Origin of the sequence: Tsukamurella paurometabola (genome assembly GCF_900631615.1) — a bacterium.
GTDB lineage: Bacteria > Actinomycetota > Actinomycetes > Mycobacteriales > Mycobacteriaceae > Tsukamurella > Tsukamurella paurometabola_A.
On the sequence record NZ_LR131273.1, the window covers coordinates 2,302,640 to 2,328,635 of the forward strand.

At 70.8% G+C, this 25,996-nt stretch carries 21 protein-coding genes and 1 pseudogene; 13 read left to right on the forward strand and 9 right to left on the reverse strand.

The genetic code is table 11. The features are described 5' to 3' along the window. Positions 1 to 12: 12 nt before the first annotated feature. Positions 13 to 711, forward strand: a complete 699-nt coding sequence (locus tag ELY19_RS11425) for a DUF2334 domain-containing protein (RefSeq protein WP_126196308.1) — start codon at positions 13 to 15, stop codon at positions 709 to 711. A gap of 20 nt (positions 712 to 731) precedes the next feature. Here the strand turns inward: ELY19_RS11425 and ELY19_RS11430 are convergent, their stop codons facing one another. Continuing rightward, positions 732 to 2,096: an SLC13 family permease gene (locus tag ELY19_RS11430; RefSeq protein ID WP_126196309.1), complete on the reverse strand. Its 1,365-nt coding sequence runs from the start codon at positions 2,094 to 2,096 to the stop codon at positions 732 to 734. Between the two features lie 90 nt (positions 2,097 to 2,186). After that, positions 2,187 to 2,834, reverse strand: coding sequence for an MBL fold metallo-hydrolase (locus ELY19_RS11435; RefSeq protein ID WP_126196310.1), 648 nt, complete (start codon positions 2,832 to 2,834; stop codon positions 2,187 to 2,189). 81 nt (positions 2,835 to 2,915) lie between these two features. Between ELY19_RS11435 and purS the strand changes: the two genes are divergently transcribed. From purS to ELY19_RS11450, 3 genes are read left to right on the forward strand one after another with little or no spacing between them, the layout of a single operon-like run. Continuing rightward, positions 2,916 to 3,155: a phosphoribosylformylglycinamidine synthase subunit PurS gene (gene purS / locus ELY19_RS11440; protein WP_068522811.1), complete on the forward strand. Its 240-nt coding sequence runs from the start codon at positions 2,916 to 2,918 to the stop codon at positions 3,153 to 3,155. Further along, positions 3,152 to 3,826, forward strand: coding sequence for a phosphoribosylformylglycinamidine synthase subunit PurQ (gene purQ, locus ELY19_RS11445; protein ID WP_126196311.1), 675 nt, complete (start codon positions 3,152 to 3,154; stop codon positions 3,824 to 3,826). The genes purS and purQ overlap by 4 nt, the downstream gene beginning before the upstream one ends. Beyond that, positions 3,826 to 5,103, forward strand: a complete 1,278-nt coding sequence (locus ELY19_RS11450; protein WP_126196312.1) for a M18 family aminopeptidase — start codon at positions 3,826 to 3,828, stop codon at positions 5,101 to 5,103. The genes purQ and ELY19_RS11450 overlap by 1 nt, the downstream gene beginning before the upstream one ends. A 10-nt stretch (positions 5,104 to 5,113) precedes the next feature. Here ELY19_RS11450 and ELY19_RS11455 read toward each other — a convergent pair whose 3' ends face one another. The 3 genes from ELY19_RS11455 to ELY19_RS11465 are packed head-to-tail and all read right to left on the reverse strand — an operon-like array spanning position 5,114 to position 8,397. Beyond that, positions 5,114 to 6,160: a zinc-binding dehydrogenase gene (locus ELY19_RS11455; RefSeq protein ID WP_126196313.1), complete on the reverse strand. Its 1,047-nt coding sequence runs from the start codon at positions 6,158 to 6,160 to the stop codon at positions 5,114 to 5,116. Continuing rightward, positions 6,157 to 6,927 carry an SDR family oxidoreductase gene (locus tag ELY19_RS11460; RefSeq protein ID WP_126196314.1) on the reverse strand — a complete coding sequence of 257 codons (771 nt, stop codon included), beginning with the start codon at positions 6,925 to 6,927 and terminating at the stop codon, positions 6,157 to 6,159. The genes ELY19_RS11455 and ELY19_RS11460 overlap by 4 nt, the downstream gene beginning before the upstream one ends. A 9-nt stretch (positions 6,928 to 6,936) precedes the next feature. Continuing rightward, a complete protein-coding gene (locus ELY19_RS11465) occupies positions 6,937 to 8,397 on the reverse strand; it encodes an MFS transporter (protein ID WP_126196315.1) in 1,461 nt (486 codons plus the stop codon). A 146-nt stretch (positions 8,398 to 8,543) separates the two neighbouring features. Here ELY19_RS11465 and ELY19_RS23810 point away from each other — a divergent pair. Beyond that, positions 8,544 to 9,176: pseudogene (locus ELY19_RS23810) on the forward strand (transposase family protein); the annotation flags it as partial. 57 nt (positions 9,177 to 9,233) lie between these two features. On the opposite strand, the gene ELY19_RS11475 reads toward ELY19_RS23810, so the two are convergent. Next, positions 9,234 to 9,977 carry an MspA family porin gene (locus ELY19_RS11475; protein WP_126196316.1) on the reverse strand — a complete coding sequence of 248 codons (744 nt, stop codon included), beginning with the start codon at positions 9,975 to 9,977 and terminating at the stop codon, positions 9,234 to 9,236. 1,898 nt (positions 9,978 to 11,875) lie between these two features. Between ELY19_RS11475 and ELY19_RS11480 the strand changes: the two genes are divergently transcribed. Then, positions 11,876 to 13,348 (forward strand): amino acid permease, encoded by a 1,473-nt coding sequence (locus ELY19_RS11480; RefSeq protein WP_126196317.1) that lies wholly within the window; start codon positions 11,876 to 11,878, stop codon positions 13,346 to 13,348. A gap of 6 nt (positions 13,349 to 13,354) precedes the next feature. On the opposite strand, the gene dinB is transcribed toward ELY19_RS11480, so the two are convergent. Continuing rightward, positions 13,355 to 14,566 carry a DNA polymerase IV gene (gene dinB, locus ELY19_RS11485; RefSeq protein WP_126196318.1) on the reverse strand — a complete coding sequence of 404 codons (1,212 nt, stop codon included), beginning with the start codon at positions 14,564 to 14,566 and terminating at the stop codon, positions 13,355 to 13,357. A gap of 188 nt (positions 14,567 to 14,754) precedes the next feature. Here dinB and ELY19_RS11490 point away from each other — a divergent pair, with 188 nt between their 5' ends. The 7 genes from ELY19_RS11490 to ELY19_RS11520 all read left to right on the forward strand — a co-directional run bounded on the left by ELY19_RS11490 (position 14,755) and on the right by ELY19_RS11520 (position 23,726). Continuing rightward, positions 14,755 to 15,846, forward strand: a complete 1,092-nt coding sequence (locus tag ELY19_RS11490) for an alcohol dehydrogenase family protein (RefSeq protein ID WP_126198801.1) — start codon at positions 14,755 to 14,757, stop codon at positions 15,844 to 15,846. Then, positions 15,833 to 16,870, forward strand: coding sequence for a proline racemase family protein (locus ELY19_RS11495; protein ID WP_227966753.1), 1,038 nt, complete (start codon positions 15,833 to 15,835; stop codon positions 16,868 to 16,870). The genes ELY19_RS11490 and ELY19_RS11495 overlap by 14 nt, the downstream gene beginning before the upstream one ends. Before the next feature lie 79 nt (positions 16,871 to 16,949). Continuing rightward, on the forward strand, positions 16,950 to 18,827 hold the full coding sequence (locus tag ELY19_RS11500; RefSeq protein WP_126196319.1) for an SDR family oxidoreductase: 1,878 nt from the start codon (positions 16,950 to 16,952) through the stop codon (positions 18,825 to 18,827). 87 nt (positions 18,828 to 18,914) lie between these two features. Next, entirely contained in the window at positions 18,915 to 19,853 is a 939-nt protein-coding gene (locus ELY19_RS11505; RefSeq protein WP_227966760.1) for an ABC transporter permease, read from the forward strand. Then, positions 19,850 to 20,641 carry an ABC transporter permease gene (locus ELY19_RS11510; RefSeq protein WP_126196320.1) on the forward strand — a complete coding sequence of 264 codons (792 nt, stop codon included), beginning with the start codon at positions 19,850 to 19,852 and terminating at the stop codon, positions 20,639 to 20,641. The genes ELY19_RS11505 and ELY19_RS11510 overlap by 4 nt, the downstream gene beginning before the upstream one ends. Continuing rightward, positions 20,638 to 22,191, forward strand: a complete 1,554-nt coding sequence (locus tag ELY19_RS11515) for an ATP-binding cassette domain-containing protein (RefSeq protein ID WP_126196321.1) — start codon at positions 20,638 to 20,640, stop codon at positions 22,189 to 22,191. The genes ELY19_RS11510 and ELY19_RS11515 overlap by 4 nt, the downstream gene beginning before the upstream one ends. After that, a complete protein-coding gene (locus ELY19_RS11520; protein ID WP_126196322.1) occupies positions 22,188 to 23,726 on the forward strand; it encodes an ABC transporter substrate-binding protein in 1,539 nt (512 codons plus the stop codon). Before ELY19_RS11515 ends, ELY19_RS11520 begins: the two co-directional genes overlap by 4 nt. Before the next feature lies 1 nt (position 23,727). On the opposite strand, the gene ELY19_RS11525 is transcribed toward ELY19_RS11520, so the two are convergent. Next, entirely contained in the window at positions 23,728 to 24,414 is a 687-nt protein-coding gene (locus tag ELY19_RS11525; RefSeq protein ID WP_126196323.1) for a response regulator, read from the reverse strand. Further along, positions 24,411 to 25,964 (reverse strand): sensor histidine kinase, encoded by a 1,554-nt coding sequence (locus ELY19_RS11530; RefSeq protein ID WP_227966762.1) that lies wholly within the window; start codon positions 25,962 to 25,964, stop codon positions 24,411 to 24,413. The genes ELY19_RS11525 and ELY19_RS11530 overlap by 4 nt, the downstream gene beginning before the upstream one ends. Positions 25,965 to 25,996 lie beyond the last annotated feature (32 nt).

A 25,996-nucleotide genomic window follows, 5' to 3' on the forward strand; every position in this document is an offset into this window, starting at 1 on the left:
CACACTGCGGACATGAGTTCGCCGCTGTACGTCTCCGTCTCCGCCCTCTCCGACGCCACTCGCGCGGACGCGGAGCGGTTCACGGCGCAGTTGGACGACCGCGGTGTGCCCGTCTCGCTGCTCGTGGCGCCGCGCCTGAAGGGCAAGTACAAGCTGATCGACGACCCGTCGACCCAGTCCTTCCTGCGGGAGCGTCGCGCCGGGGGCGATGGCATCGTCCTCAACGGCTACGACCAGGCCGCGACGAAGCGGCGGCGCGCCGAGTTCTCCACCCTGGGGGCGCACGAGGCCGGGCTGCGGCTCGCCGCCGCCGACCGCGTGCTGGAGACGGTCGGCCTGCGCACCCGCGTCTTCGCGGCACCGCGCTGGAACGCGTCCACCGGAGCGGTGCTCGCGCTGCCCGAGGCCGGGTTCCGGCTGAACCTGGGCTACACCGCGATCACCGACCTGGTGACCGGCGAGGAGGAGAAGGCCCGCGTGCTCGGCATCGGCGACGGCTTCCTCTCCGAGCCCTGGTGGTGCCGGGCCCTGCTGGCCCAGGCCAACCGCATCGCACGACGGGGCGGCACCCTCCGTCTCGCGGTCGACGCCCGCCGGCTCGCCTCGTCGACCGTCTCGCGCACGATGCTCGACGCGGTCGACCTCGCGCTGCACCACGGCGCCGCTCCGGTCGTCTACGAACACCGCGCCCGGGCCCTAGCCGCGGCCTGAGCCTCTCGGCCGGGCGGCGGTCAGGCCGTGGGCGCGACCAGTACGGCCCACGCGATGAGCGGTCCGAGCACGACGATGGACATGCCCCACTGCATGAGCCTCCGGAACACCATGTCCCGGAGGTCGGGCTCGGTGTTCGCGACCACCAACGCGCCGTTGGTGGAGAACGGGCTGCAGTCGACGACGGAGCTCGAGATCGCCAGCGCGGCGATCAGCCCGACGGCGCTCACCTGATCGGTGAGCAGGAACGGCACAGCGAGCGGGATGAGTGCGCCGATGATGCCGGTGGTGGAGGCGAACGCGGAGACCACGGCACCGATGAGGCAGATCAGCAACGCCGCCACCAGTGGCGAGCCGACCTTCGCGACCCCGTCGCCCAGCCAATCGACCACGCCCTCCTTCTGCAGCAGCGCCACGTAGGTGACGATGCCGGCGATGAGCAGCACTGTGCTCCAGCTGATCTTCTCCACCGCGTCCTTCGCCGAATCCGGGAAGGCGAGGGTGAGGACGACGGCGATCCCGAGCGCGGTGAAGCCGACGTCGAGGTCGAATCCGAGTGCCCCGACGATGAGCGCCACCAGCCCGGCGAGGGTGCCGATCCGCTGTGCGTCGAGCCGGGTCGCGTCGTCGGCCCGGCCGTCGGGGTGATCCTCGCCGAGGCGCTGCACCTCGGCTGCGGAGTGCGGTTCCGTCGTCGGCCGGGCGACCGAGGTGGCGGCGTGTGCGGCGGACTCGGCGGCGGAGCCCAGCGTGGCGAGGGCGTCGGCATCGGCGCCGCGGGCGATCAGTGCGCGCCCGCCGAAGGCGGCGAAGGCGACGACGGCGATCACGACGCACGCGAGGAAGGTCGATCCGAACAGGAACAGCGGACTGCCGGGCAGGTCGTTGGCGTCGACGACGCCGTTGGTGATGGAGCCGAAGATGCCGATGGGGGAGAAGCTTCCGGCCGTGGCGCCCTGCACCACCATCATCCCCATGAGCACGGGGTGGATCCGATATCGCGTAGCGAAGCCCGCGGCCACCGGGGCGACGATCGCGACGGCCGCGGGGCTGACCGCGCCGATGGCGGTCACCGTCGCGCACACCGCGAACATCGCCCACGGGATCAGCGCCACCCGTCCACGGACCGCGCGCACCGCCCCGTGCACGATCCAGTCGACGGTGCCGTTGTTCTTCGCGAGGGCGAACAGGTAGGTGACGCCGACCAGGATCACGAACAGTTCGGCGGGAAAACCTTTGAGGACCTCCTTCGAGTCGACCCCGAACACGGCGAGGCCCACGACGAACGCCGCGACGAGGGCGAGCGCGCCCATGTTGACGCCGCGGACGGTCGCGATCAGGAAGACGACGACGAGGACGGCGAGCGCGATCACCTCGGGTGACACTGTGACGTTCTCCTTCCGAAGGATGTGACCTAGGTCATATCACGGAGGGAGGGGGTGTCGGGGCGTGCTGCCCGGATCGGAGGTCGATCGTCAGAACTCGCGGGTGTCCTCGGCACCCCACGGGACGAACTCGGCACCGTCGGGACGCATGTCCGCGAGCCGGGCGAGGTAGACGTCCGCACCCGCGGCGGAGAGCAATGCGTCGTGGATCGGGACGGCGGCGGTGGGCGCGACGGCGCGGAAGAAGTCGACGGTCTCGCTGATCTTCGCCCACGGTGCGTTCACCGGCAGGCCGAGCACCTCGACGCGCACGTCCTCGGGCACGTACAGCGCGTCGCCGGGGTGGTAGAAGCGGCCGATCCGCTCCTCGTCGCCGAGGAGGACGGACGTGTTGTCGATCGTCGGGATGTCCGGGTGGATCACGGCGTGCGTGCCGCCGACGCCGCGGGCGATGAGATTGCCGATGCCGTAGTCGTGGCCGGGGAGCGCCGCGATCCAGCGGCCGCCGCGCGCGGCCGCGGTGGTCGGATCGGCGAACAGCTGTGCCCCGGGGTTGGCGTCGACGAGAGCGTCGATGCGGGCGGGGTCGATGTGATCGGGGTGCTGGTGCGTCACGACGATCGCGTCCAGACCGGTGAGCCCCTCGAACCCCTGGGAGAAGGTGCCGGGGTCGAAGAGCACCCGCGTCTCGGACATCTCCACGAGGACGCACGAATGGCGGAAGTGGGTGAGTCGCATGCGCCCAGTATGCGCCGGTAAACTGACCCGTACAGCGCGATCGACACCCGAGAGCGCGGTCGAATCGAGAGGGAGCCGCACGTGGCGCGGATTGTGGTGGACGTGATGCCGAAGGCCGAGATCCTGGACCCGCAGGGGAAGGCGATCGTGGGCGCGCTCGACCGCCTGGGCTTCGCCGGCGTCGCGGATGTGCGGCAGGGCAAGCGGTTCGAGCTCGAGGTCGAGGGCGATCTGAGCGACGACCAGCTCGAGAAGATCGCGGCCGACGTGCTCGCGAACACGGTCATCGAGGACTTCACCGTCACCCGGGTCGACGCATGACGCGGGTCGGCGTCATCACCTTCCCCGGCACGCTCGACGACGTCGATGCGGCGCGCGCGGTGGAGCGGGCGGGCGGCGAGGCCGTCGCGCTCTGGCACAAGGACCACGACCTGCAGGGCGTCGACGCCGTCGTCGTGCCGGGCGGCTTCTCCTACGGCGACTACCTGCGCGCCGGCGCCATCGCCTCCCTCGCACCGGTGATGACCGAGGTCGTCGAGGCCGCGGGCAAGGGCATGCCGGTGCTCGGCATCTGCAACGGCTTCCAGATCCTCTGCGAGGCGGGCCTGCTCCCCGGCGCGCTCGTGCGCAACGAGGGCCTGCACTTCATCTGCCGCGACGAGTGGCTGCGCGTCGAGGCCACGAACACCGCCTGGACCTCCCGCTACGAGCCGGGTGCCGAGATCCTGGTGCCACTCAAGTCGGGCGAGGGCCGCTACGTTGCCGACGAGCACACCCTCGACGAGCTCGAGGGCGAGGGGCGCGTGGCCTTCCGCTACGCCGCCGGCAATCCGAACGGCGCCATGCGCGGCATCGCGGGCATCGCCTCGGCCAACGGCCGCGTCGTGGGCCTCATGCCGCACCCGGAGCACGCCACCGAGGCTCTCACGGGCCCGTCGGACGACGGCCTGGGCATCTTCTACTCCGCGCTGGACGCGGTCCTGTCGGCCTGATGACGGCCGCCGCCGGAGCGACCGCCGAGGGCCTGTGCGCCTTCGTCGACGCCTCGCCGTCGCCGTTCCACGTCTGTCGGACGGTGGCCCGCCGCCTCGCCGAGGCCGGGTACACCGAGCTCGTCGAGCACGACGTGTGGCCGGGGCCCGGCAAGTACTTCGTGGTGCGCGGCGGCTCGATCATCGCGTTCGATTCCTCGCACTGCGAGCACGGGGATCTGCCGGCGTTCCGCATCGTCGGCGGCCACACCGACAGCCCGAACCTGCGGGTGAAGCAGCACCACGACGCGGAGTCGGCGGGTCTCGCCCAGGTGCTCCTGGAGCCCTACGGCGGCGCGTGGCTCAACTCGTGGCTCGACCGCGACCTCGGGATCTCCGGGCGGATCGCGGTGCGCGAGGGCGGCCGGGTGGTGCACACGCTGGTGCGCATCGACGAACCGCTGCTGCGCGTGCCCCAGCTGGCGATCCACCTCTCGGAGAACCGTAAGGGCGTCGAGCTCGATCCGCAGCGGCACCTGCACGCGATCTGGGGCACCTCCGGCGCCGGCGGCTTCCTGGCGCGCGTGGCGGCCGCCGAGGGGTACGCCGCCGAGGACGTGCTGGGCTTCGAGCTGATGACGCACGACCTGGCGCCGTCGCGCACCGTCGGCGCCGACGGTGCCCTCGTCTCCGCGCCCCGGCTCGACAACCAGGGCACCTGCTACGCGGGCACCGAGGCGCTGCTCGCGACCGCCCCGGTCGACGGGATCGTGCCCGTGCTGGCGCTGTTCGACCACGAGGAGGTGGGCTCGGGCTCCGATCGCGGTGCCGCGTCCGACTTCCTCATCACGGTCCTGGAGCGGATCGGCCTGTCGCACAGCCTCAGCCGCGAGGACTTCCTGCGCACCCTGAGCCTGTCCGCGGTCGCGTCCGGCGACATGGCGCACGCGACGCACCCGAACTACCCCGACCGGCACGAGCCCGCGCACCACATCGCCGTGAACGGCGGCCCGGTGCTCAAGGTGAACCAGAACCTGCGTTACGCGTCGGACTCCGACGGCGAGGCCCTGTTCGCGCTCGCCGCCGAGCAGGCCGGCGTGCCGTTGCAGCGGTACGTGCACCGCGCCGACCTGCCCTGCGGGTCGACGATCGGCCCCATCACCGCGGCCCGCACGGGCCTGACGACGGTCGACGTGGGCGCCCCGCAGCTCGCGATGCACAGCGCGCGTGAGCTCATGGGCTCCGCCGACATCGGGTACTACTCCGCGGCGCTCGCCGCCTTCCTCGCGCCCGCCTGACCCGGCTCCATCAGTCCCGGAAGTCCACCAGCACCTTCCCGGACGCGGCGGAGTCGCGGGCGATGGCGAAGGCCTCCACGGCGTCGGCGGCGGGCAGCACGTGGGTCACCACGCCGTGCACGTCCAGCGTGCCGTCGGCGAGCGCGGCGATCACGTCGTCGATCTCGTCGTTGAACCGCAGCGCGCCGCGCAGGTCCAGCTCGCGGGTGATGGCCCGCGCCGCGGGGAAGTCGATGTCGCCCGCCTGCTGCAGCCCGAGCAGCACGACGACGCCGCCGCGCGCCGCCGCGTCGACCGCGGCGTGCAGGCCGGGCACCGTGCCGGAGGACTCGATCACCACGTCCGCGTGCAGTGCGGCGATCGCGTCGGACTCCCGGGCGTCGAGCGCCGCAGCGGCGCCCAGCGTCAGCGCGCGCTCCCGGGGACCGGCCGCGATGTCCGTGGCCACGACCTCGGCGGCGCCGTGGTGCAGCGCCACCGCGATCGCGAGCAGCCCGATCGGACCCGCGCCGATCACCGCGACCCGCTTGCCCGCGACGTCGCCGGCCCGCGCGAGCCCGTGCCAGGCGACCGCGGCGGGCTCGATGAGGGCCGCGTCCCGCGGATCGATCCCGGCGGGCAGTGCACGCAGCATCCGCGTGGGCAGCGCGACGCGGCGGGCGAAGGCACCGTCGCAGTGCGGGAAGTGGGCAGCCGAACCGAGATACGTGGACGCGGGCGCGAGGTTCGGGCGGTCCGCCGGGTACGGCACCCCGTCGACCCCGTGCGGCGTGCCGGGGTGCACGGCGACGGGCGTGCCCGCTGCCGGCCCGGAACCGTCGGCCGCGGCCCGATCGACGGTGCCCACCACCTCGTGTCCGAGCACCATGGGAGCGCGCAGGATCGACGTGCCGGCGGCGCCGTGCAACCAGTAGTGCAGGTCGGAGCCGCAGACGCCGCCGTAGTCGATCGCGATGACGGCCTCATCGTCGGCGGGGACCGGCTCGGGGCGCTCCTCGACGCGGAGGTCGCTCGCGGCGTGGGCGACGACGGCGAGATTCACGGTGTTCTCCTTCATACGACGGCCGTCATGCCGCCGTCGACGTACAGGACCTGTCCGTTGACGAACGCGGACGCCTCGGAGGCGAGGAAGACGAGCGGTCCGACCAGGTCCGCGACGTCGCCCCAGCGTGCGGCCGGCGTGCGGCCGGCCACCCACGCGGAGAACTCGGCATCGTCCACGAGGGCCTGCGTCAGTTCCGTCGCGAAGTAGCCGGGGGCGATCGCGTTGGCGGTGATGCCGTGCGGCGCGAGCTCGGCGCAGAGCCCCTTGGTCAGCATGACGATGCCGCCCTTGGTCGCCGCGTAGGGCGTGATGTTCGGGCGGGCGAGCTGCGACTGCACCGAGCCGACGTTGATGATCCGGCCGCTGCCGCGCGCGATCATGCCCGCCGCGACCCGCTTCGCGAGTAGGAAGGCGCTGGTGAGGTTGGTGGCGATCAGCGCGCTCCAGTCGGCGGCCGGGAACTCGGTGAGCGGGTGCCGGATCTGCATGCCCGCGTTGTTCACCAGGATGTCCGGGGTGCCGTGCTCGGCTTCGATCGCGGCGATCGCGGCGTCGACGGCGGCCTCGTCGGTCACGTCGAAGGCCGTGGCGTGCACGGGGTTCCCGGTCGCGATCTCCCCGGCGACTCGACGGGCCGTGTCCGCGTCGCGGCCGTGGACGAGGACGGTGGCGCCCGCCGCGGAGAGGCCCTCCGCGAGCCGTCGGCCGATGCCGCGGGTGCTGCCGGTGACGAGCGCGGTGCGGCCCGTCAGGTCGAAGGCGGAGGTGTCGCTGGGCATGGTGGCCTTTCAGTGCGTGGCGGCCGGTGCGGGTGCCGCGGCGGGCGTGGACACGGCGGGGGAGGGGAAGTCGAGAGTGCTCAGCGCGGCGGTGCCGGGCACGGCGTAGCCCTCCCCGGCCTCCGCGTCCGAGACCTTGACCGCGTCGTCGGTGCGCGTGAGGTCGCGGCCCACCGTCTCGGGGACGAGGAAGGTGCTCGCGGCGGTGATGGTGCAGAGCGTGACCATGTACAGGCCCAGGACGAGCCAGTTCCCGTCGGTCACCTTGATCAGGTACGCGCCGAGCACACCGGCCACGCCGCCGGCGAGGACGGCCGAGATCTCGCGGGCCATGGCGACGCCCAGGTAGCGGTGCCGCGCGCCGAACATCTCGGGGATGAGTGCGCACTGCGGGCCGAGCATCGAGTTGACGCCCACGCCGATGCCGATCGCGATCACCGCGACCGCGACGGCGTGGTTCTGCAGGGTCAGCGCCCACCAGGCGGGCAGCGCGTAGGCGAGTAGGAACAGCGCCCCGGCGCGGTAGACGATCCGGCGGCCGAACCGGTCGGAGAGGTGCCCGGTGAACGGGACGGAGAACACGCCGATGAGGGAGCCGAGCGTGACACCCCAGGTGAGCACTCCCTTGTCGGCGCCCGGGCCGGTGACGCTGACGAAGAACGACAGCGCCAGTGCCTGGAACATGTACGAGCCGCCGTTCTCCGCCATGCGCAGGCCGATGCCGACGAGCACGCCCGGGAAGCCGTGCCGGAACAATTCGCGCACGGGCTTGTCCGCCACCTGCTCCTGCTTCTCCAGCTCGACGAAGGTCGGAGTCTCCTGCAGCTTCATCCGGATCGCGACGGCGAGCAGGATCAGCAGGAAGGAGGAGAGGAACGGCACGCGCCAGCCCCAACTGAGCATGGCGTCCTCGGGCAGCATGCTGATGAGGGTGAACACCAGCGCGGCGAGCAGCGTGCCGGCCTGGATGCCGATGAACGGCAGCGCGGAGAAGAATCCGCGGCGTTTCACCGGCGCGTACTCGGCCATGAGCACCGTCGAGCCGGCCTGCTCGGCGCCGGCGCCGAAGCCCTGGAGCAGCCGCAGCGTCACCAGCATGATGGGCGCCCAGATCCCGATCGACTCGTAGGTGGGCAGCAGGCCGATCAGGGTGGAGGCGCCGCCCATCAGCATGATCGTGATGACCAGTACCGCCTTGCGGCCGACCTTGTCGCCGAGGCGGCCGAAGAACAGGCCGCCGAACGGCCGGGCTGCGAAGCCGACGCCGAACGTCGCGAAGGCGGCCACCGTCGCCATCGCCGGATCGCCCTGCGGGAAGAACAGCACGTTGAAGATCAGGGCCGTGGACAGGCCGTACAGCGCGAAGTCGAAGTACTCGAGGGCGCTGCCGATGCTGGAGGCCAGGGTCGCGCGCTTGAGGTTCGCGGCGTACTCGGGGTCCTGCGCGGGCGAGGTGGTGGTGGTCGACAACGGCGTCTCCTTCGAACCATCGGCTCGTGACCGGCGTCACATCCGATGCCTCGACGCTAACACTGGATCGAACGGTGTACAACCAGCTGAACAAACTCGGGGATTGCGACTACCTTCTAGTCGCGATCAGCAGCGCGGTGATCGGCGCGAAGCGGTGGGCCGATCGCTACCGCGTGTAGGGCGTGACGGGGATGGAGGACAGGTCCGGCCGTCTCCATCGTGCCCAGGGCAGACGAGCCGCTGGCGCGAACGCCGGGGCATCGCGCTCCGGTTTCACCGGCGGTGAGGCCCGACGCGGATCTGCGTCTGCCGCGTTCGACCGTCGCGGCGGTACTGCGCCCCTGCCGGATGCCGCTGCTCCGGCACCTCGATCAAGCCACCGGACTACTCGTTCGGGCGCCTCGGCCGACCGCTACGAGCACAGCGCCCCAGGTGATCTCATATCCACGCTGACATCAAGAAGCTCGGAAGGATCCCGGACGGAGGAGGGCGCCGCGAGCTCGGTCGAACCGGCGGCAATCGTTACAACAAGAAGCATGGTCGCGGCTACAGGTACCTGCACCACGCGGTCGACGATCACACTCGACTGGCCTACCGCACTCTCGGCGCCGAGTGTGCTGCGCCGAGCTCTACCCGGGCGACGAGGCCCGCGCCGATCTACCCGGCCTGGCTGAATTACTACGATCACCACCGACCATATTTCCGGCATTGGCGGCCAGACCCCGATCGAACGGCTACGCGTTCACAACGTCCCCAGCCTCAACAACGAGTCGACGTGAGCACCGAACACCGCCCGACAGGTGTCCCACAACCGACCCTTTCTGGGACAGTGCCGCCTAGCGGTTCTGCTCGGGGCGGGTGAGGAAGATGGGTTTGCCGAAGGTGGTGAGGGTGTCGTCGGTGGCGTCGGTGCTGATGGCGACGGTGGCGTAGGTGCGGACTTGGACGCCGCCGATGCAGTTGTCGACGGCGATGCGGATGTCGCGGGACATGACTTGGGCGTTGGGGCCGACGACGGCCTTCTTGGCGTAGGGGATGTCTTTGGTGGTGCCGGGCTTGAGGATTCCGGAGATGTTGCCGGTCTCGGTGACGGTGTCCGAGAGGGTGCCGGAGAGGCTGCCGGTTCCGGTGCCGGAGACGCTGCCGCCACCTTGCCCGCCGCCGGAGCCGCCCTGTCCTTGTCCGGTGACGGTGCCGGACGCGCTGACTGTCGGCGTGATCGAGGCGGTGGTCGCGTTCGACAGTGACCCGCCAAGGGTCAAGCTGTCGGCGGTGACAGCGCAGCCAATTTGTGTACCCGTGGTCAGTGTTGCCGACTTAATTCGGCTGGTGGGCTTACGCTTTGGGTCGTTGGGGTGTTCGGCTTCGATCTTCGCTTCGCCGCCTATGGAGCTGAAGCCTTCGAAGCTCTGGGGCGATCGGTTGAGCGGCGGGACGGAGTCGAGCTTCTCTCCGAATTTGCTGACGGTGACTTTCCATCCGTCGCGGGTGATCAGTTCGCGACTGGTGTCGGCGAACTCGCCCTCGCGGATCTGCCCGGGGACCGGGACGCGCATCCGCGGTGCGGGCGGCGGGGTCACCGCCGCCGGGGCGGCGGGCTTCGCGGCCGCCGCCGCGGGAGTCGGCTTGGGTGCCGGCGCCGGTGCGGCGATGACGGGGCCGGCGGCGAGCGTGGCCGCTGCGGCGGCGGCGCAGAGCGCGACGAGTGTCTTCGATGCCGCAGACGTACGGGTGCCACAACGGCCTACGCCTCATACCAGGAAGCAAAACAAACCGGAGACACCGGAAAGGCTGTCACAAAGGGCGTGGGTAGCCTTGCTGGTGCCGCTACAGGTGCCGCAATCGGCACCATGCTCTTCCCCGGTGTGGGAACACTGGCGGGCGCGGGTATCGGCGCTGTGGGGGCGGTTATCGGATCAGGGGTGGGAACCACCCTCGTTGACAAGGGGTACGATACCGCACTAAGTGCCGGTAAGGCTGTGGGCAAAGGGATTGGAAAAGCGGCATCTAAACTGAAGTTCTGGTAGCCCGAGAAGAAATGGCGCGATCATGAATTCAATTGCAAGTCGATGGCCGGCCGAATGGCCGAAATGGAAGATGGTCGGAGCATGGTTTGTTGCCGCCGTTCTTACAGTAGGCCTGACGGTCTTATTACTTGCGTCGTGCGCCAAATGGATCACCAGTATAAGTTCGCTAAAGGGGCGTGAGATAGTCGTAAATCTATCTGGGGCAAGCGTGCTTGCTGCGGGATTATGCATATCTCTTTCTGCGCTCATGAACATTCGAATCCGACGACGTGGTATCGCCAGGGTCACCCCTGGTGGTAGCCCTACCTCAGCCAGGGTGGAGATTCAGTCGGCAATCTCCGTAACTCGCGTGTTCCCGATGGCTGTCGCCGTGTTTGCGTCGCTTGCCGGAGCTCTGGGGGTTGCCGCATCGATCGGGAACTGGACAGTCAAGGGGGGGTTGTATGTGTTGTTCTGGGCAACGTGGACTGCGGTCGGCGTTTATAGCATCAGGAAGATTGCCAAGACCAGTAATCCAGAACTCTTTTTCACGCTCAATGACATTTCCGTTGGTAGTCGGCGCGTTAGATGGGATGACATAGCAGATGTGAGGCCGGCGCTTCGAGGCGCGTACCCTGTGATCGAGGCGGTTTGGCATCGCGCAGTAGGCGGCGGCGGCTACGGATCAAAGGAGGGGGTCCTAACCATACACCCCGTTCGCTATCATTTGGACAGCTACACGATGTTGAGTGCGATCCGCCTTCTGTCACAGAGTGCTGAAACCAGGGAGCGAGCTATTAACTCTCCAGACTATGCCACCCTCCTCTTTAGTCGTGATACGACCCCGCCGGTCAGCGTGTAAGCGATTACACCTACCTAACAAGATTGGAAACAGGAATGGCAAGGGGAACTGAACAAAAATACTCAGCAGAGGAATACAAGCAGGAGTGGAAACTGAATGCTCTCATGCTGACGCTAGGAGTTCTGGCGATCACTGGCGCGACGATTGCGTTATTCAACTTAGACGAATTTTCTGCACGGATTGCCTACGGTTTCGTCCTGCCTGTTTCTGTGGTTGCTATATATAACGGGGGTAAATGGCTGTTTCGCAGCGTACTATGGTTCCGAAGCAATAGACCCCGCGCGTCGCTGCAGTCATAGCATGAGTGCAGCGTCATTACGGTCCGTCTCAGCAAAGCATCGCGAACGATCGTTCGTGAAACACCTTGGCCGCTGACCTGTTCGCCCAGGTCGAAGATGTAACGCGACCCGTGTCCGCAACAACGTCACGCACTCCCTCGTTCTCGATACAGTCGAGTGCATGCGAGCCGGATACGGAGAGGTTCCACCCGTGATCGACACCTCGAAGCTCTGCACGACGCACTCACTGGGGCCGGCTGCGACGAGGTGGAGGGACCGTCGCGGCTCCCGAGTGAACCAGGAGTCACCAGGATCGGTTAGTGTCCCGAATCATGACCACCTCACCTGCGGCACCGTCGGACCCGGAGGAGGGTGAGCACCTCACCCGAGCCCTGAGCAACCGCCACATCCAGCTCATCGCCATCGGCGGCGCCATCGGCACCGGCCTGTTCATGGGTTCCGGCAAGACGATCTCGGTCGCCGGGCCGTCGGTGATCCTCGTGTACATGGTGATCGGCTTCATGCTGTACTTCGTCATGCGCGCGATGGGCGAGCTGCTGCTCAGCCGCACCGGCTACCGCAACTTCTCCGACTTCGCGGGCGACATCCTCGGCCCGTGGGCCGCGCATTTCACCGGATGGACCTACTGGTTCTGCTGGGTCGTCACCGCCGTCGCCGACGTGGTGGTCATCGCGTCGGTCTACATCACCTTCTGGGCGAAGGACATTCCGCCGTGGATCCCCGCGGTCGCCGTGATCGTGCTGCTCATCGGCCTCAACCTGCCGACGGTCCGCGCGTTCGGTGAGACCGAGTTCTGGTTCGCCATGATCAAGATCGTCGCCATCGTGGCGCTCATCGTCGTGGGCGCGGTGCTCATCATCACCGGCTTCGAGCACGACGGTGCCCGCGCCTCGCTCGCCAACCTCTGGGAGCACGGCGGCGTGTTCCCCCAGGGGTTCATGGGCTTCGTCGCCGGCTTCCAGATCGCCGTGTTCGCGTTCGTCGGCATCGAACTCGTGGGCACCGCGGCCGCCGAGACCAAGAACCCCGAGAAGAACCTGCCCCGCGCGATCAACGCCATCCCCATCCGTATCCTGCTGTTCTACGTCGGCTCGCTGGTGATCCTCATGTCCGTGGTGCCGTGGGACCGGTTCAGCAAGGACGAGTCGCCGTTCGTCATGCTCTTCACCCTCGCCGGGCTGGGCGCCGCCGCCCACCTCGTGAACGCGGTCGTCCTCACCTCGGCCATGTCGTCGGCGAACTCGGGCATCTACTCCACCTCGCGCATGGTGTACGGCCTCGCCACCGAGGGCGACGCACCGAAGGTCTTCGCCAAGCTCTCGGGCCGCAAGGTGCCCCAGAACGCGCTGTTCCTCACCGGCGTGATGCTGCTGTCGTCGGTCGTACTGCTCGCCTTCGGGCTGGACAAGTCGGCGGGCTTCACCGTGGTCACCACGGTCTCGTCGCTGTGCTTCATGTTCGTCTGGACGATCATCCTGGCCAGCTACCTCGTCTACCGCTCCCGGCGTCCTCAGGCGCACGCCGAGAGCGCCTTCAAGATGCCGCTCGGCACGATCATGCCGTGGGTGGTCTTCGCCTTCTTCCTGTTCCTGCTGTGGGCGTTCACGCGCGAGACGGACACGCTGCAGGCGATGCTCGTGACGCCGATCTGGTTCCTCATCGTGGGTGTCGCCTATCTCGTGTTGCGCCGCAACCCCGAGCACCTCGCCGCCCGGCAGGCGTTCGCCGCGCGGGTCCAGGAGGAGAAGCGGGCCGCGGCGCAGTGGCGCGCCGCGCAGCACTGAGCCGCCTCAGTCCTGCTCGGCGAGCATCGGCGCGTCGGGGCCCAACGGCCGGTGCAGGAGCGAGCCGCGGGTCACCGCCGCACGCCCGAACCGGCTCCGCAGGGAGTCCATCGCGAGGTCCAGGTCCGCGTCGTGCTCACCGCCGTCGAAGGGCAGCGCCAGCTGAACTGCGCCGTGGTTCTCCAGGTTCGCCAGCGACAGCCCGATCAGGGTGCATCCGCGCTCGCGGACCAATGGCATCGCCTCGTCGAGCAGGGCCCGCGCGGTGGCGAGCACGACCTCCGTCCGGTCGGTCGGTTCGCGCAGGGAGCGCGACCGGGTCACCGACGTGAAGTCGTCGAACCGCAGCCGTAGTTCGACGGTCCGCGTGACCCGCCCCGCGGCTCGCAGGCGTTCGCCGAGGCGGTCGACGATCGCGAGGGCGGTGCCCTCGATCTCGGCCTCGGACTTCCGCCTCCGGCCCAGCGCTCGTTGCGCGCCGATGGACTTGCGTCGCCGACCCGTGTCCACGCGGCGCGGGTCGTGGGCCATCGACAGCGCGTACAGATGCCGCGCGGTGCCCCGGCCGAGGAAGGCGGCGAGACGGTGCTCGCCGAGCTCGGCGATCTGGCCGACGGTGGCGATCCCGACCTCGTGCAGTCGGGCCTCGGTCTTCGGGCCGACGCCCCACAGCCGCCGGACCGGCAGCGGGTGCAGGAACTGCAGCTCCGTGCCGGGCGGGACCTCGAGCAGGCCGTCGGGCTTGCCGACGGCGCTGGCGACCTTGGCGAGGAACTTGCTGCGCGCCACGCCGACGGTGATCGGCAGCCCGACCTCGGTGCGCACCCGCTCGCGGAGCCGCGCGGCGATCTGTGCGGGAGTCCCGCGGATGGCGTGGAGGCCGCCGACGTCGAGGAAGGCCTCGTCGACCGACAATCCCTCGACCAGCGGGGTCGTGTCCCGGAAGATCGCGAAGACGCGGCGGCTGGCCTCCATGTACGCCTCGAAGCGCGGCGGCTGGGTGATCGCGAACGGGGCGAGGGCCAGGGCCTCGCGGTGCGGCATGGGGGAGCGCACGCCCTTCGCCTTCGCCTCGTAGCTCGCGGCCAGCACGACCCCCGAGCCCACCAGCACGGGGCGGCCCCGGAGCCACGGGTGGTCGCGCTGCTCGACCGAGGCGTAGAAGGAGTCGAGGTCGGCATGCAGGATCGACGCCTCGGCCCGCACCTCCATGCTCATGACCGCAGTATCGCGCCGGGGTCCGACAAGTGTTCTCCGCCCGACGGGTCGGAACCCGACGACCCGGCCGGAGGAGGTCGTCCCGCGTCCTGATCGGTAGCTGACGTCACGAAACGGAGGACGGGACCGTCGATCGTGACTAGCATCGTGGAATGGAGCCAGCAGATCGTTCCGGTGCTCCTGCGACGATGAGGGCAGTGCAGTTGGTCGCCCACGGCGGCCTGGACAACCTCGTCTACCGCGAGGACGTACCCGTTCCCAGCCCCGCCCCCGGCGAGGTGCTCATCGACGTCCACGCGTGCGGCATGAACAACACCGACGTGTGGGTCCGCGAGGGCGCCTACGGCACCGAGACCGACCCCGGGTCGGTGTCCACGTGGCGGCGCGGCCGCTCGACCCTGACCTTTCCGCGGATCCAGGGCGCCGACATCGTCGGGCGGATCGCCGCCGTCGGCGAGGGGGTCGACGCGGGCCGGGTGGGCCAGCGCGTGATGGTGGACTTCAGCCTCTACAACCGTCCCGAGGGGGACGAGAGCCTGGCCGACATCGACTACATCGGCCACGGTCGCGACGGCGGCTACGCCGAATTCGTCACCGTCCCCGCGGAGAACGCCCACGCCGTGGTCACCGACATGGCGGACGCCGAGCTCGCGACCTTCTGCTGCGCCTACCTCACCGCGGAGCAGATGCTCGACCGGGCGCGGCTGGCCGGCGGGGAGAACGTCGTCGTGACCGGGGCTTCCGGCGGCGTCGGCTCGGCGATCGTCCAGCTGGCCCGGGTGCGCGGTGCGGTCCCCTACGCCATCACGAGCCGGGGCAAGGAACAGGCGCTGCTCGACATCGGGGCGGAGCGGGCCGTCCTGCGCGGCGAGGGGGACCTCGTCGGCGAGGTCGAGCGGGTGGTCGACGGTCCCGTGGACGTGGTGGCCGATCTCGTCGCGGGGTCGATGTTCAACGACCTGCTGCGGATACTGCGCCCGGAGGGCCGCTACACGACCGCCGGCGCCATCGGCGGTGCCGTGGTTCAGCTCGACCTGCGGACGATGTACTTGAAACAGCTCGAGCTGCACGGTTCCTCGCAGGGCACCCGCACGGCGTTCCGCCGTCTGGTCGGCTACATCGAGGCGGGTGCCGTCCGACCGCTGCTGCACGGCACCTACCGGCTGTCGCGGCTCCGGGACGCCCAGCGCGAGTTCATGGCGAAGACCTACGTGGGGAACCTCGTGGTCGTGCCCGACCGGCACTGGGCGGACGTGGGGGCGCCCCATGCTGCGGCGTGAGTGCTCGCTCGAGCTGATCGACACCCAGTCGGGTGGCGACGTCAGCCGGATCGTCGTCGCGGGCATCGGCCCGATCCCGGGAACGACGGTGCGCGCGAAGGCCCGCTACCTGCAGGATGAGGGCGACGGGCTGCGTCGGCTGCTGCTCTCGGAGCCCTACGGCGACCCGGCGATGTCGGTGGACCTCATCGTGGAGCCGAGCCGCCCCGAGGCGCAGGCCGGGTACATCATCATGGAGGCCATGGGCTACCCGATGTACTCGGGCTCCAACACGATCTGCACGGCGACCGCGCTGCTGCAGAGCGGCGCGATTCCGGCGCGCGAGGGGGCGCAGAACGTGGTCCTGGAGTCGCCGGCCGGGCTGGCGCGGATCGAGGCCGTGGTCCACGACGGCCGCGTGGAGTCGATCACGACGCAGGGCGAGCCCGCGTACGTCGCCCGGGAGGGGCTCTCCGTCGAGGTCCCGTACTACGGCACCGTCGGGTTCGACCTGGTGTGGAGCGGCGCGTACTACGCGATGATCGATGCCGGCGCCCACGACTTCACGCTCGCGTCCGAGGAGCAGATCGCGCTGACCGCGTTCGGCGACGCCTTCGTTCGGGCGGCGCGTCCGGACCTGCTGCAGGAACATCCCGACCTGGGCGACGTGGGCCCGTTGTCGTTCGCCCACTTCACCGGTGGCGTCCGCACGATCGGCGACGGGCGGTTCGAGTCGCGTTCGGCGACGTACGTCCACCCCGGAGTGCTGTGCCGCAGCCCGACGGGCACGGGCACATCCGCGCGCCTCGCGCTGATGCACCGGCGCGGCGAGATCACCGAGGGGCAGTCGCTGGAGACGATCTCCCCGCGCGGCAATCGGTTCGTCGGCACGGTCCGGTCGTCGGGGAGGGTGGGCGACTACCCGGCGTTGCACTCCGCCATCACGGGTCGAGCGCGCCTGATCGCGCACTCTCGGCTGGTGGTGGACCTGGAGGATCCGCTCGTCGACGCATCCGACTTGGAGAACCTGCTCACAGTCGACTGAAGGGGCTGGCGCTGAACTGACTATGGAGTAAGGTTACTTCAAAGTCAGTTGCTGAGAGCCTCCCCGAGGAGTCGCACCCATGAGTACCTACCTGATCACCGGCGCCACCGGTTTCCTGGGCCGCCGGATCGTCCCCCTGCTGCTGGAGCGCGACCCCGAGGCGGTGGTCCACCTCCTCGTGCGGCCCTCGTCCGCGGCGAAGCTCGGAGAGTGGCGCGCCCGGTACGGCGACGATCGCGTCGTGCCGTTGCTCGGCGATCTCGCCGCGCCCGGACTGGGCATCGCCGCCGCCCCGGAGGGGATCGACGCGGTCCTGCACCTCGGCGCGGTGTACGACCTGTCCGCCGGCGACGCGGCGAACGACCGCGTCAACGTCGAGGGCACCCGAGCCGTCATCGAGGTGGCGCGGGCCGCGGGCGCGGAGCTGCACCACGTGTCCTCTGTCGCCGTCGCCGGTGACTACCGGGGGAGCTTCGGCGAGAACGATTTCGACCTCGGTCAGGGCTTCCCCTCGCCGTACCACCGCACCAAGTTCGAGTCGGAGAAGCTGGTCCGTGAGGCCGAGGGGTTGCGCTGGCGCGTGTACCGCCCGGCCATCGTGGTCGGCGACTCGCGCACCGGCGAGATGGACAAGGTCGACGGGCCGTACTACTTCTTCCCCGCCTTCGACGCGCTCCGGCGCGTGCCGTCGATGGTCCCGATGGTGATGCCGGACACCGGCGACACCAACGTGGTGCCGGTCGACTACGTCGCCGAGGCGCTGGTCGAGCTCATGCTCCGTCCCAATGGAACGGGTCGGACGTACCACCTGGTGAACCCCGAACCGCAGAGCGTCCTGGACCTGTACCGCGCGATCGCCCGGCCCGCCGGCGCGCCCCGCGCGGTGGGCCGGGTGCCCCGTCGCGTGGTGGACCCCGCGCTCCGCGTCAGCGGGGCGGGCAAGGTCGGCGTCGTGCGCGACACTTTCCTCAAGCAGGCCGGTATTCCGCCGAAGGCCTTCGAGAACCTCGGCTTCACCGCCACCTACACCTCGGAGATCACGCGCCGGGCGCTCGCGGGCACCGGGATCGAGGTGCCGCCCCTCAAGGAGTACGGGCCGCTGCTGTTCGGCTACTGGCGTGAGCAACTCGACCCGGCCCGCCTGCGGCGGCGCGACCCGATCGCCGGCCGCCACGTGGTCATCACCGGAGCGTCGTCGGGCATCGGGCGCCAGACGGCGATCGCCCTCGGCGAGCAGGGCGCACGCGTGATCCTGTTGGCGCGCAATGCCGCCGAGCTGGAGGCGACGGCGGAGCAGGTGCGCTCGAGCGGCGGCGAGGCGTCGACCTACGTCTGCGACGTGACCGACGGGGACGCCGTGGACGAAACGGTGGCGGCGATCCTCGCCGACCACGGCCACGTCGACTACCTCATCAACAACGCCGGCCGGTCCATCCGGCGCTCGGTGAAGGCCTCCACCGGCCGGATGCACGACTTCGAGCGCACCATGGACGTCAACTACTTCGGCGCCGTCCGCATGGTCCTCGCGCTGCTGCCGCACATGCGGGAGCGGGGCTTCGGTCATGTCGTGAACATCTCGAGCATCGGCGTCCTCGCTCGCGGGCCGCGGTTCGCGGCGTACGTCGCCAGCAAGGCCGCGCTGGACGCGTTCACCGACATCGCCGCGACCGAGCTGCTCTCGGACCATGTGACGTTCACCAACATCCACATGCCGCTCGTCCGGACCGAGATGATCGCCCCGACCGAGGCCTACGACGACGCGCACGTGATCAGCCCGGAGAAGGCGGCGCGGATGATCATCAAGGCGATGCGCGACCGGCCGACCCGGGTGAACACCCCGCTGGGTGTGGTCGGCGCGTTCGGCCGGAGCTTCACGCCCCGGATCACCCGGCGCATGCTGCACCAGGACTACCTGACCACGCGCGACTCGGCCGCCGCGAAGGGCGTCACCGGCTGACGGCGGTCGGGGTTTCCGCTCACCGCGACCGCAACGCTCGCCCGGGCGCGGTCCGGGGTGTTGACTGGGCCGGTGGGATGGGTGGCCGTGGGCAGGCGTGTGGGTGTTGCGGCGCTCACCTTGTTCCTGGCGTCGGTCGTGATCTTCGCGGTGCTCCACGCGGTTCCCGGCGACCCCGCGGTCGCGCTGGCGGGCGCCGACGCCTCGCCCGCCACGCTCGCCGCCCTCCGCCACGAGCTGGGCATCGACCAGCCGCTGGTCACGCAGTACCTGCACTGGCTCGGGGGCGCGCTCTCCGGTGACCTCGGGCGTTCCTCTGTGATCGGCGGCCGGATCGACGGGCTCGTGGCCGATGGGCTGCGCAACACCGCGGCTCTCGGCGGGACGGCGCTCGTGCTCGCGGTGCTCGTCGCCGGGGTGCTCTCGTTCGCGGCCGTCGGGGCGCGTCACCAGTGGGTGCGCGCCGTGATCGGCGGATTCGAGGTGATCGGTATCGCCGTGCCGCCCTTCGTGACCGGCGTCCTCCTCGTCGAGTTCTTCGCGGTGGTGTGGCCCGTGCTCCCGGCGGGAGGAACGCCGCCGCACGGCTACGCCGCCGATCCGGGGATCACGCTGCAGTACCTGATCCTGCCCGCGGTGTGCCTCGCCGTCCCGGTGGCGTCGACGCTCACCCGGTTCTTCTCGGAGGCGCTCCGCACCGAATGGGCACGGCCGTACGTCCTCACGGCCCGGGCTGCGGGCGTTCCGGCGGGCCGGATCCTGGTGCGCGGCGCCGCCCGGAACGCCCTACCGTCCGTCATCACCGTCCTCGGTATCCAGGCCGGCCAGTTGCTCGGGTCGGCCGTCCTGGTCGAGGCGATCTTCGCGTGGCCGGGCCTGGGGCAACTACTCGGGCAGGGCATCGCGGCACGGGATTACCCGGTCGTGCAGGCAGTACTGCTCCTGGCCGTCACCGTGTTCATCCTCATCGCGCTGCTCACCGATGCCGCGTACCGTGTGCTCGACCCGACGAGGAGGACGGCGTGAGGGCCTCGCGGACGCTGCTCGTCGGGGCCGCGCTGCTGTCACTCCTCATCGTGCTCGGGTTCGCAGCGCCACTGGTGGCCTCCGAGGACCCGCTCCGGCAGATCCCCGGCGCGAACCTGCTGCCGCCCGGCCCCGGCCACCCACTGGGCACCGACGACCTGAACCGCGATGTGCTGAGCCGGGTGCTCTACGGCATCCGGACCAGCCTGATCGTGGTCCTCAGCGCGGTCCCGATCGCGGCCGTGACGGGCGTCGTGCTGGGCCTGGCGAGCACCGTGAACCGAGCCGCCGACACGATCCTCGCGCGGGTCTCCGACGTGGTCCTCGCTTTCCCCGCGCTGATCCTCGCGATCCTGCTCACGGCGCTGCGCGGTCCGGGAACGGTCACCGTCGTCCTGGCGATCGCGGTGGCCGAGGCGCCGGTCTTCCTCCGGCTCACCCGCGCGGAGGTCCTGCGCCTGCGGGGCACGGCCTACGCCGAGGCGGCGCGCATCGCCGGTGCGTCGCGCGGCACCGTCCTCACCAAGCACGTGCTGCCCAACGCGCTGGAACCGCTCGCTGTTCAGGTGGCCCTCGCCCTCTCCCTCGGCGTCTTCGTCGAGTCCGGGCTGAGCTTCGTGGGGGTCGGCGTCCGACCGCCCACGCCGTCCCTGGGGTCGGTGCTGGCGGGCGCGGTGAACAACTGGGATGCCAACGCGGCCTACGCCTGGGGGCCGCTCCTCGCGATCGTCGCCCTCTCGCTCGCGCTGCTGCTCGTCGCCCGCGGCTTCGCGGGGGCCCGTCGATGACCGCGCCCCTGACCGTCAGTGGTCTCACCGTCACCGGTCCCGACGGGCGGGTGCTCGTCGACCGCCTCGACCTGACCGTTCCTGCGGGCTCGGTCACGGCGCTCGTCGGCGAATCCGGATCGGGCAAGACGCTGACCGGGCTCGCCGTCCTCGGGCTCCTGCCGCCGGGGCTGACGGCCGCCGGCAGCGTCGATCTCGGTGGCGCGCAGGTGATCGGGCGGACCGAGCGGGAGTTGCGGGAGCTGCGGGGCACCCGCGCGGCCCTCGTCTTCCAGGAACCGCAATCCGCGCTCAACCCGTCGCAGCGCGTCTGGCGACAGATCCTCCAGGTGCTCCGCGCGCATCGCCGCGTCGGGCGCGCGGAGGGCCGCCGCCGGGCCGTCGAACTGCTCACCGACGTCGGTATCCCCGAGCCGGACGTCCGTGCCGACTGGTACCCGCACCAGCTCTCCGGCGGGCAGAAGCAGCGCGTCGTCATCGCGCTGGCGCTCGCCGCCGAGCCCGCGCTGCTGATCGCCGACGAGCCCACGACGGCACTCGATGTGACGGTCCAGGCGCAGATCCTCACGCTCCTGCGCGACCTGCGGGACCGCAAGGGCCTCGCGGTCCTGCTCATCTCGCACAATCTCGGTGTCGTCGCCGATCTCGCCGACACGGTCACCGTCGTGCGCCGGGGCGAGGTCGTCGAGGCGGCGCCGGTCGATGACCTCTTCGCCCGTCCGCGCGCCGCGTACACCCGCGAGTTGCTGGCGGCGGTCCCGCGCCTGCCCGCCGCGGCCGGTCCCACGCCGGACGTTCCGCCGCCCGAGCCCGTCGCCCGCGTCGAGGGACTGCGAGTCCGGTTCGACGGTGCCGTCGCCCTCGACGGCGTGGACCTCACGGTGGGGAGCGGCGAGGTGGTCGGACTCGTCGGCGAATCGGGGTCGGGGAAGACCACGCTGGGCCGGGTGCTCCTCGGGCTCCAGCAGGCCGAAGCGGGGGTCGTCGACGTGCGCGCGTCGCGGCTCGCGGTGATCCATCAGGACCCGTACGCCTCGCTCGACCCGCGGTGGGATGTGGGGCGGATCGTGGTGGAGCCGTTGCACATCGCGGGCGAGCGGGATCGCCGGATCCTCCGGGAGCGGGCCGCCGACCTGATCGACGCGGTGCGCCTCCCGTCCGCCGTGCTGCGTCGCCGGCCCGCCGAACTCAGTGGCGGGCAGCGACAGCGGGTTGCGTTCGCGCGGGCGTTGGCGTCGTCGCCGGAGTTCCTCGTCGCGGACGAGCCCACGAGTGCCCTCGACGTCTCCGTACAGGCGGGCGTGCTGGACCTGTTCCGGGAGTTGCGCTCCGAGTTCGGGTTCGCCGCCGTGTTCATCACGCACGACCTCGCGGTGATGGGTGAGGTCGCGGATCGCGCCGTGGTCCTGCGGCGCGGCCGGGTCGTCGAGGAGGGGCCGGCGAGATCCGTGCTCGCCTCGCCCCGGTCCGACTACGCGCGAGACCTGGTCGCAGCCGTGCCGGTGCCTGACCCGCCGACGCAGCGGGACCGTCGGAGGGAGCGTCCATGAGCGGTGTGTCGAGGCGTTCGGTCCTGCTCGGCGCGATCGGCATCGGGGCGGGTGCGCTCACGGGCTGCACCTCGGCCGTGCAGCAGGCGCGGGAGGCGAACGCTTCGCCCGGCCGGGACGGAGGCACGCTGGTGCTGGGCTCCCTCACAGACATCGACCCGAAGTCGATCCACAGCCAATCCGTCACCACAATGGCGATCGGGCTGCTGGTGTGGGACACGCTGATCCGGTACGACCGCCGCACCCGCACGCCCATGCCCGCGGTGGCGCGCTCCTGGGATACGGCCCCCGACGGACTGAGCCTGACGCTGCACCTGCGCGACGACGTTCGGTTCCACACCGGCCGAGTCCTCACGTCCGAAGACGTGGCGTACGCGATCTCCGTGTACGCCTCCGACGCCGCTGGCTCGCAGCTGCAGGCGGCGGCCAAGGCGGTGATCGCCGTCGACACCCCCGACCCGCACACCGCCGTGCTGCGCTTCGCGGCGCCACCACCGAATGTCTTCGACCTGCTCGAATTCATGCTCCTCGTGGACTCGGAGTCCGCCGCGGGACTGCGTGCGGGCACCGACTTCGTGGGCACGGGCCCCTTCCGGTTCGAGGGCCGCGAGGTCGCGGCGACCGCGCGGTTCCGCCGGTTCGACGGCTACTGGCGCGGCCCCGCCCGCCTCGACGGGGTCACCCTGCGGGTGGTCCGCGACCCGGGCGCGCTTCTCACGTCGGTCCGCGCGGGTCAGTCGGATCTGGTGCTCGACGCCGCGCCCCGCGCCTTGCGCCAATTCCGGGATCGGTCGCTCTACCGCATCACGACCGGAGATGTCGCCGACGCGGCCTACTACGTCGGTGCCAACGTAGCCGCGCCCGCGTTGGCGGACAAGCGTGTTCGGCAGGCGATCTCGTACGCCGTGGACCGCGAACGCATCGCGGCGGAGGTGTTCGCCGGCGCGGCCCGGCCGAGCGCGGCCCCATGGGCGCAGAGTTCGCCCGGGTACGACGCCGCGGCCGCCGCGCGGTATTCGAAGGACCCCGCCCGGGCGCGTGCCCTGCTCGCCGAAGCGGGCGGGCCCCGCCGGCTCACGGTGAGCTATCCGACCGGCCTGGCGGCCGCACCGTCGATCGCCGCGATCGTGCAGAACGATCTCGCGGAGGTCGGAGTGACGGTCGACCTGGATCCGCGGGAGCAGGCGTCCTTCTCGCCGTTCCTCAAATCCGGGCGGCATGAGCTGTGGGTGGGTCCGCACGGCTTCGGCCAGTCCGATCCGCTGACCCTGGCGGCCGGGGCCGCGCCGTTCAAACCGAAGGGCAACCTGTCCGGCCTCGCGTCCCCCGAGTACACCGCACTGGTCGCACGCCTGGCGGAGGACGGGCAGGGCAGGCCCGCTGTCTTGCGCGAGTACACCGAGTACCTGCTGGATCAGCAGTTCATCATCGACCTCGTGGTCTCACCGGCCACCTACGTCTCGCCCGCGCGGGTCAAGGGCCTCGACTGGAACCTCTACAAGTACGTGGATCTGCACGGCGTCACGATCCGCTGACTCACAGCCAGCGGTAGCGCACCTCCGGGCGGCCGCGGCCGCCGTACTCGGTGACCCGCTCGCAGAGTCGGTCGTCGGCCAGGCGCTCGAGGTAACGCCAGGCCGTGACCCGCGACATGCCCGTCCGGGACGCCACCTCCGCGGCGCCGATCGGGCCCTCGGCGTGCCGCAGCGCGCCGGTGACGGCCTCCAGGGTCGACGGTGCCAGCCCCTTCGGCGCCGTCGTCTCCGCGGGCGCCTCGCGCAGCGCGGCGAAGGCGGCGTCCACCTCGCGCTGGCCCACGTCGCCGCCGCCCAGCGCCTCGCGGAAGGAGAGGTAGCGGCGCAGCCGGTCCGCGAAGGCCGCGAACGTGAAGGGTTTGATGAGGTACAGGATCGCGCCGCTGGCCATCGCGCCGCGGACGGTCTCCATGTCGCGGGCCGAGGTGATCACCATGACGTCGGGCCGCGGCCGCACGCCGGCGAGATCCGCCGCCAGGTCGAGGCCGCTGCGGTCCGGGAGGCCCACGTCGGCGAGCACCAGGTCGACGGGCGGGCCGGCGACCGCGGACCGCCGCACCTCGCCGAGGGCGGCGCCCGCCGTGCCCGCGACCCCCGCGACCTCGAAACCGTCGATGCGCCGGACGTATTCGGCGTGTGCGCGGGCGATCTGCGGCTCGTCGTCGACCACCAGCACCCGGATCGTCATCGCTCTCCTCCCGGTAGCCGCACCGTCACCGTCGAGGGTGCGCGCTCCGCCTCGATCGTGCCATCCGCCTGCCGGACGACCTGATCGACCAGGGCCAGGCCCAGGCCGCCGCCGTACAGGCGGCCACTGCGGTCCTTGGTCGAGTAGCCGCGCTCCCGGGCGCGGGTGAATTCGTCGGTGGACATGCCCGGCCCGCTGTCGGCGACCCGCAGCTCCCAGTCGCCGTCCGGGTGTGCCGCGGCGACCTCCACCCAGCCGCCCGGACCAGCGGCGTCGATCGCGTTGTCCACCAGGTTGCCCAGCAGCGTCAGCAACTGGACGTCGGTCAGTGGGGCACGGGCGAGGTCGGTGCCCTCGGCCACGGTGAGCTCGACGTCGAGTGCCGCCGCCGCGGCGGTCTTCGCCACCAGCAGCGCGACCGCCGACGGCGCGGGGTCCCCGGCGAGCCGGTCGACGAGCTCCTGGGACGCGGAGCGGTCGGCGACAGCCAGGTCCGCCGCGGCCTCGTCCTCCCCCAGCTCGATCATCGTGACCACGGAGTGCAACCGGTTGGCGTGCTCGTGCGCCTGGGCGCTCAGGGCGTCGGCGAGGGACCGGGCGGTGTCGAGCTCGCCGAGGACGGTCTGCAGCTCGGTGCGGTCGCGCACGGTGAGGACGGTGCCGAGCGGGCCGGTCGGGCCCGTGACGGGGCGGCGGTTCACCAGGAGCACACGGTTGCCGGTCACGTGGAGCTCGTCCGCGAGATCGGCCGCACCGCGCAGCGAGGGCGGCAGGTCGCCCTGCCCGACGTCGCCGTCCGGCAGTTCCAGGAGCCGGCGGGCCTCGTCGTTGACCACCCTGGCGGGACCGTCGGGCGCGGCGGTGTCGAAGACGATCAGGCCCTCGGAGAGGGTGTGCAGCACCGCGTCGTGGTGCTCGTACAGGCCACGCAGGTCATCGGCGGAGAGCCCGAGGGTCTGCCGGCGCAGCCGACGCTGCGCGAGCGCGGACACCGCGACGAGCAGGAGCAGCGCCGCGGCCACGACGGCGAGGATCCGGGGCAGCGCGTCACGGACCTGATCGCCCAGCCGCGCCCGTGTCACGCCGGCGGACACCAGCCCGACGAGAGCGCCGGAGGCGTCGTACACGGGGGTGACGGTGCGGATGGACGGCCCGAGGCTGCCGGCGTAGGTCTCCGTGAAGGTCTCGCCGGCGAGCGCCCGGTCGATGGTGCCGGTGAATTTGCCGCCGATCAGGGCCGGGTCGGCGTGGCTCAGCCGGGTGCGGTCGGGCCGCATCACCACGACGAAGTCGAGACCGCCGAGCGACCCGGTCCGTTCCGCGACGGGTTGCATCACCGCCGGGCCGTCGGGGGCGGCGAGCGCCGCCACCGTCGACGGGGATGCGGCCAGCGCCACCGCGGCGGCGCGGGTCTGCGCCCGGGCGGTGCGGTCACCGTCGTCCCGCGCCTGCGTCACGACCAGCCACGACGCGCCCACGGCGATGGTCAGCAGGATCGCCACCTGGGCCAGGAAGGACTGCGCGGCGACGCTGCGTGCTCTGTTCCTCACAGGTACGACGTTTACACAATGAACACAAGCTG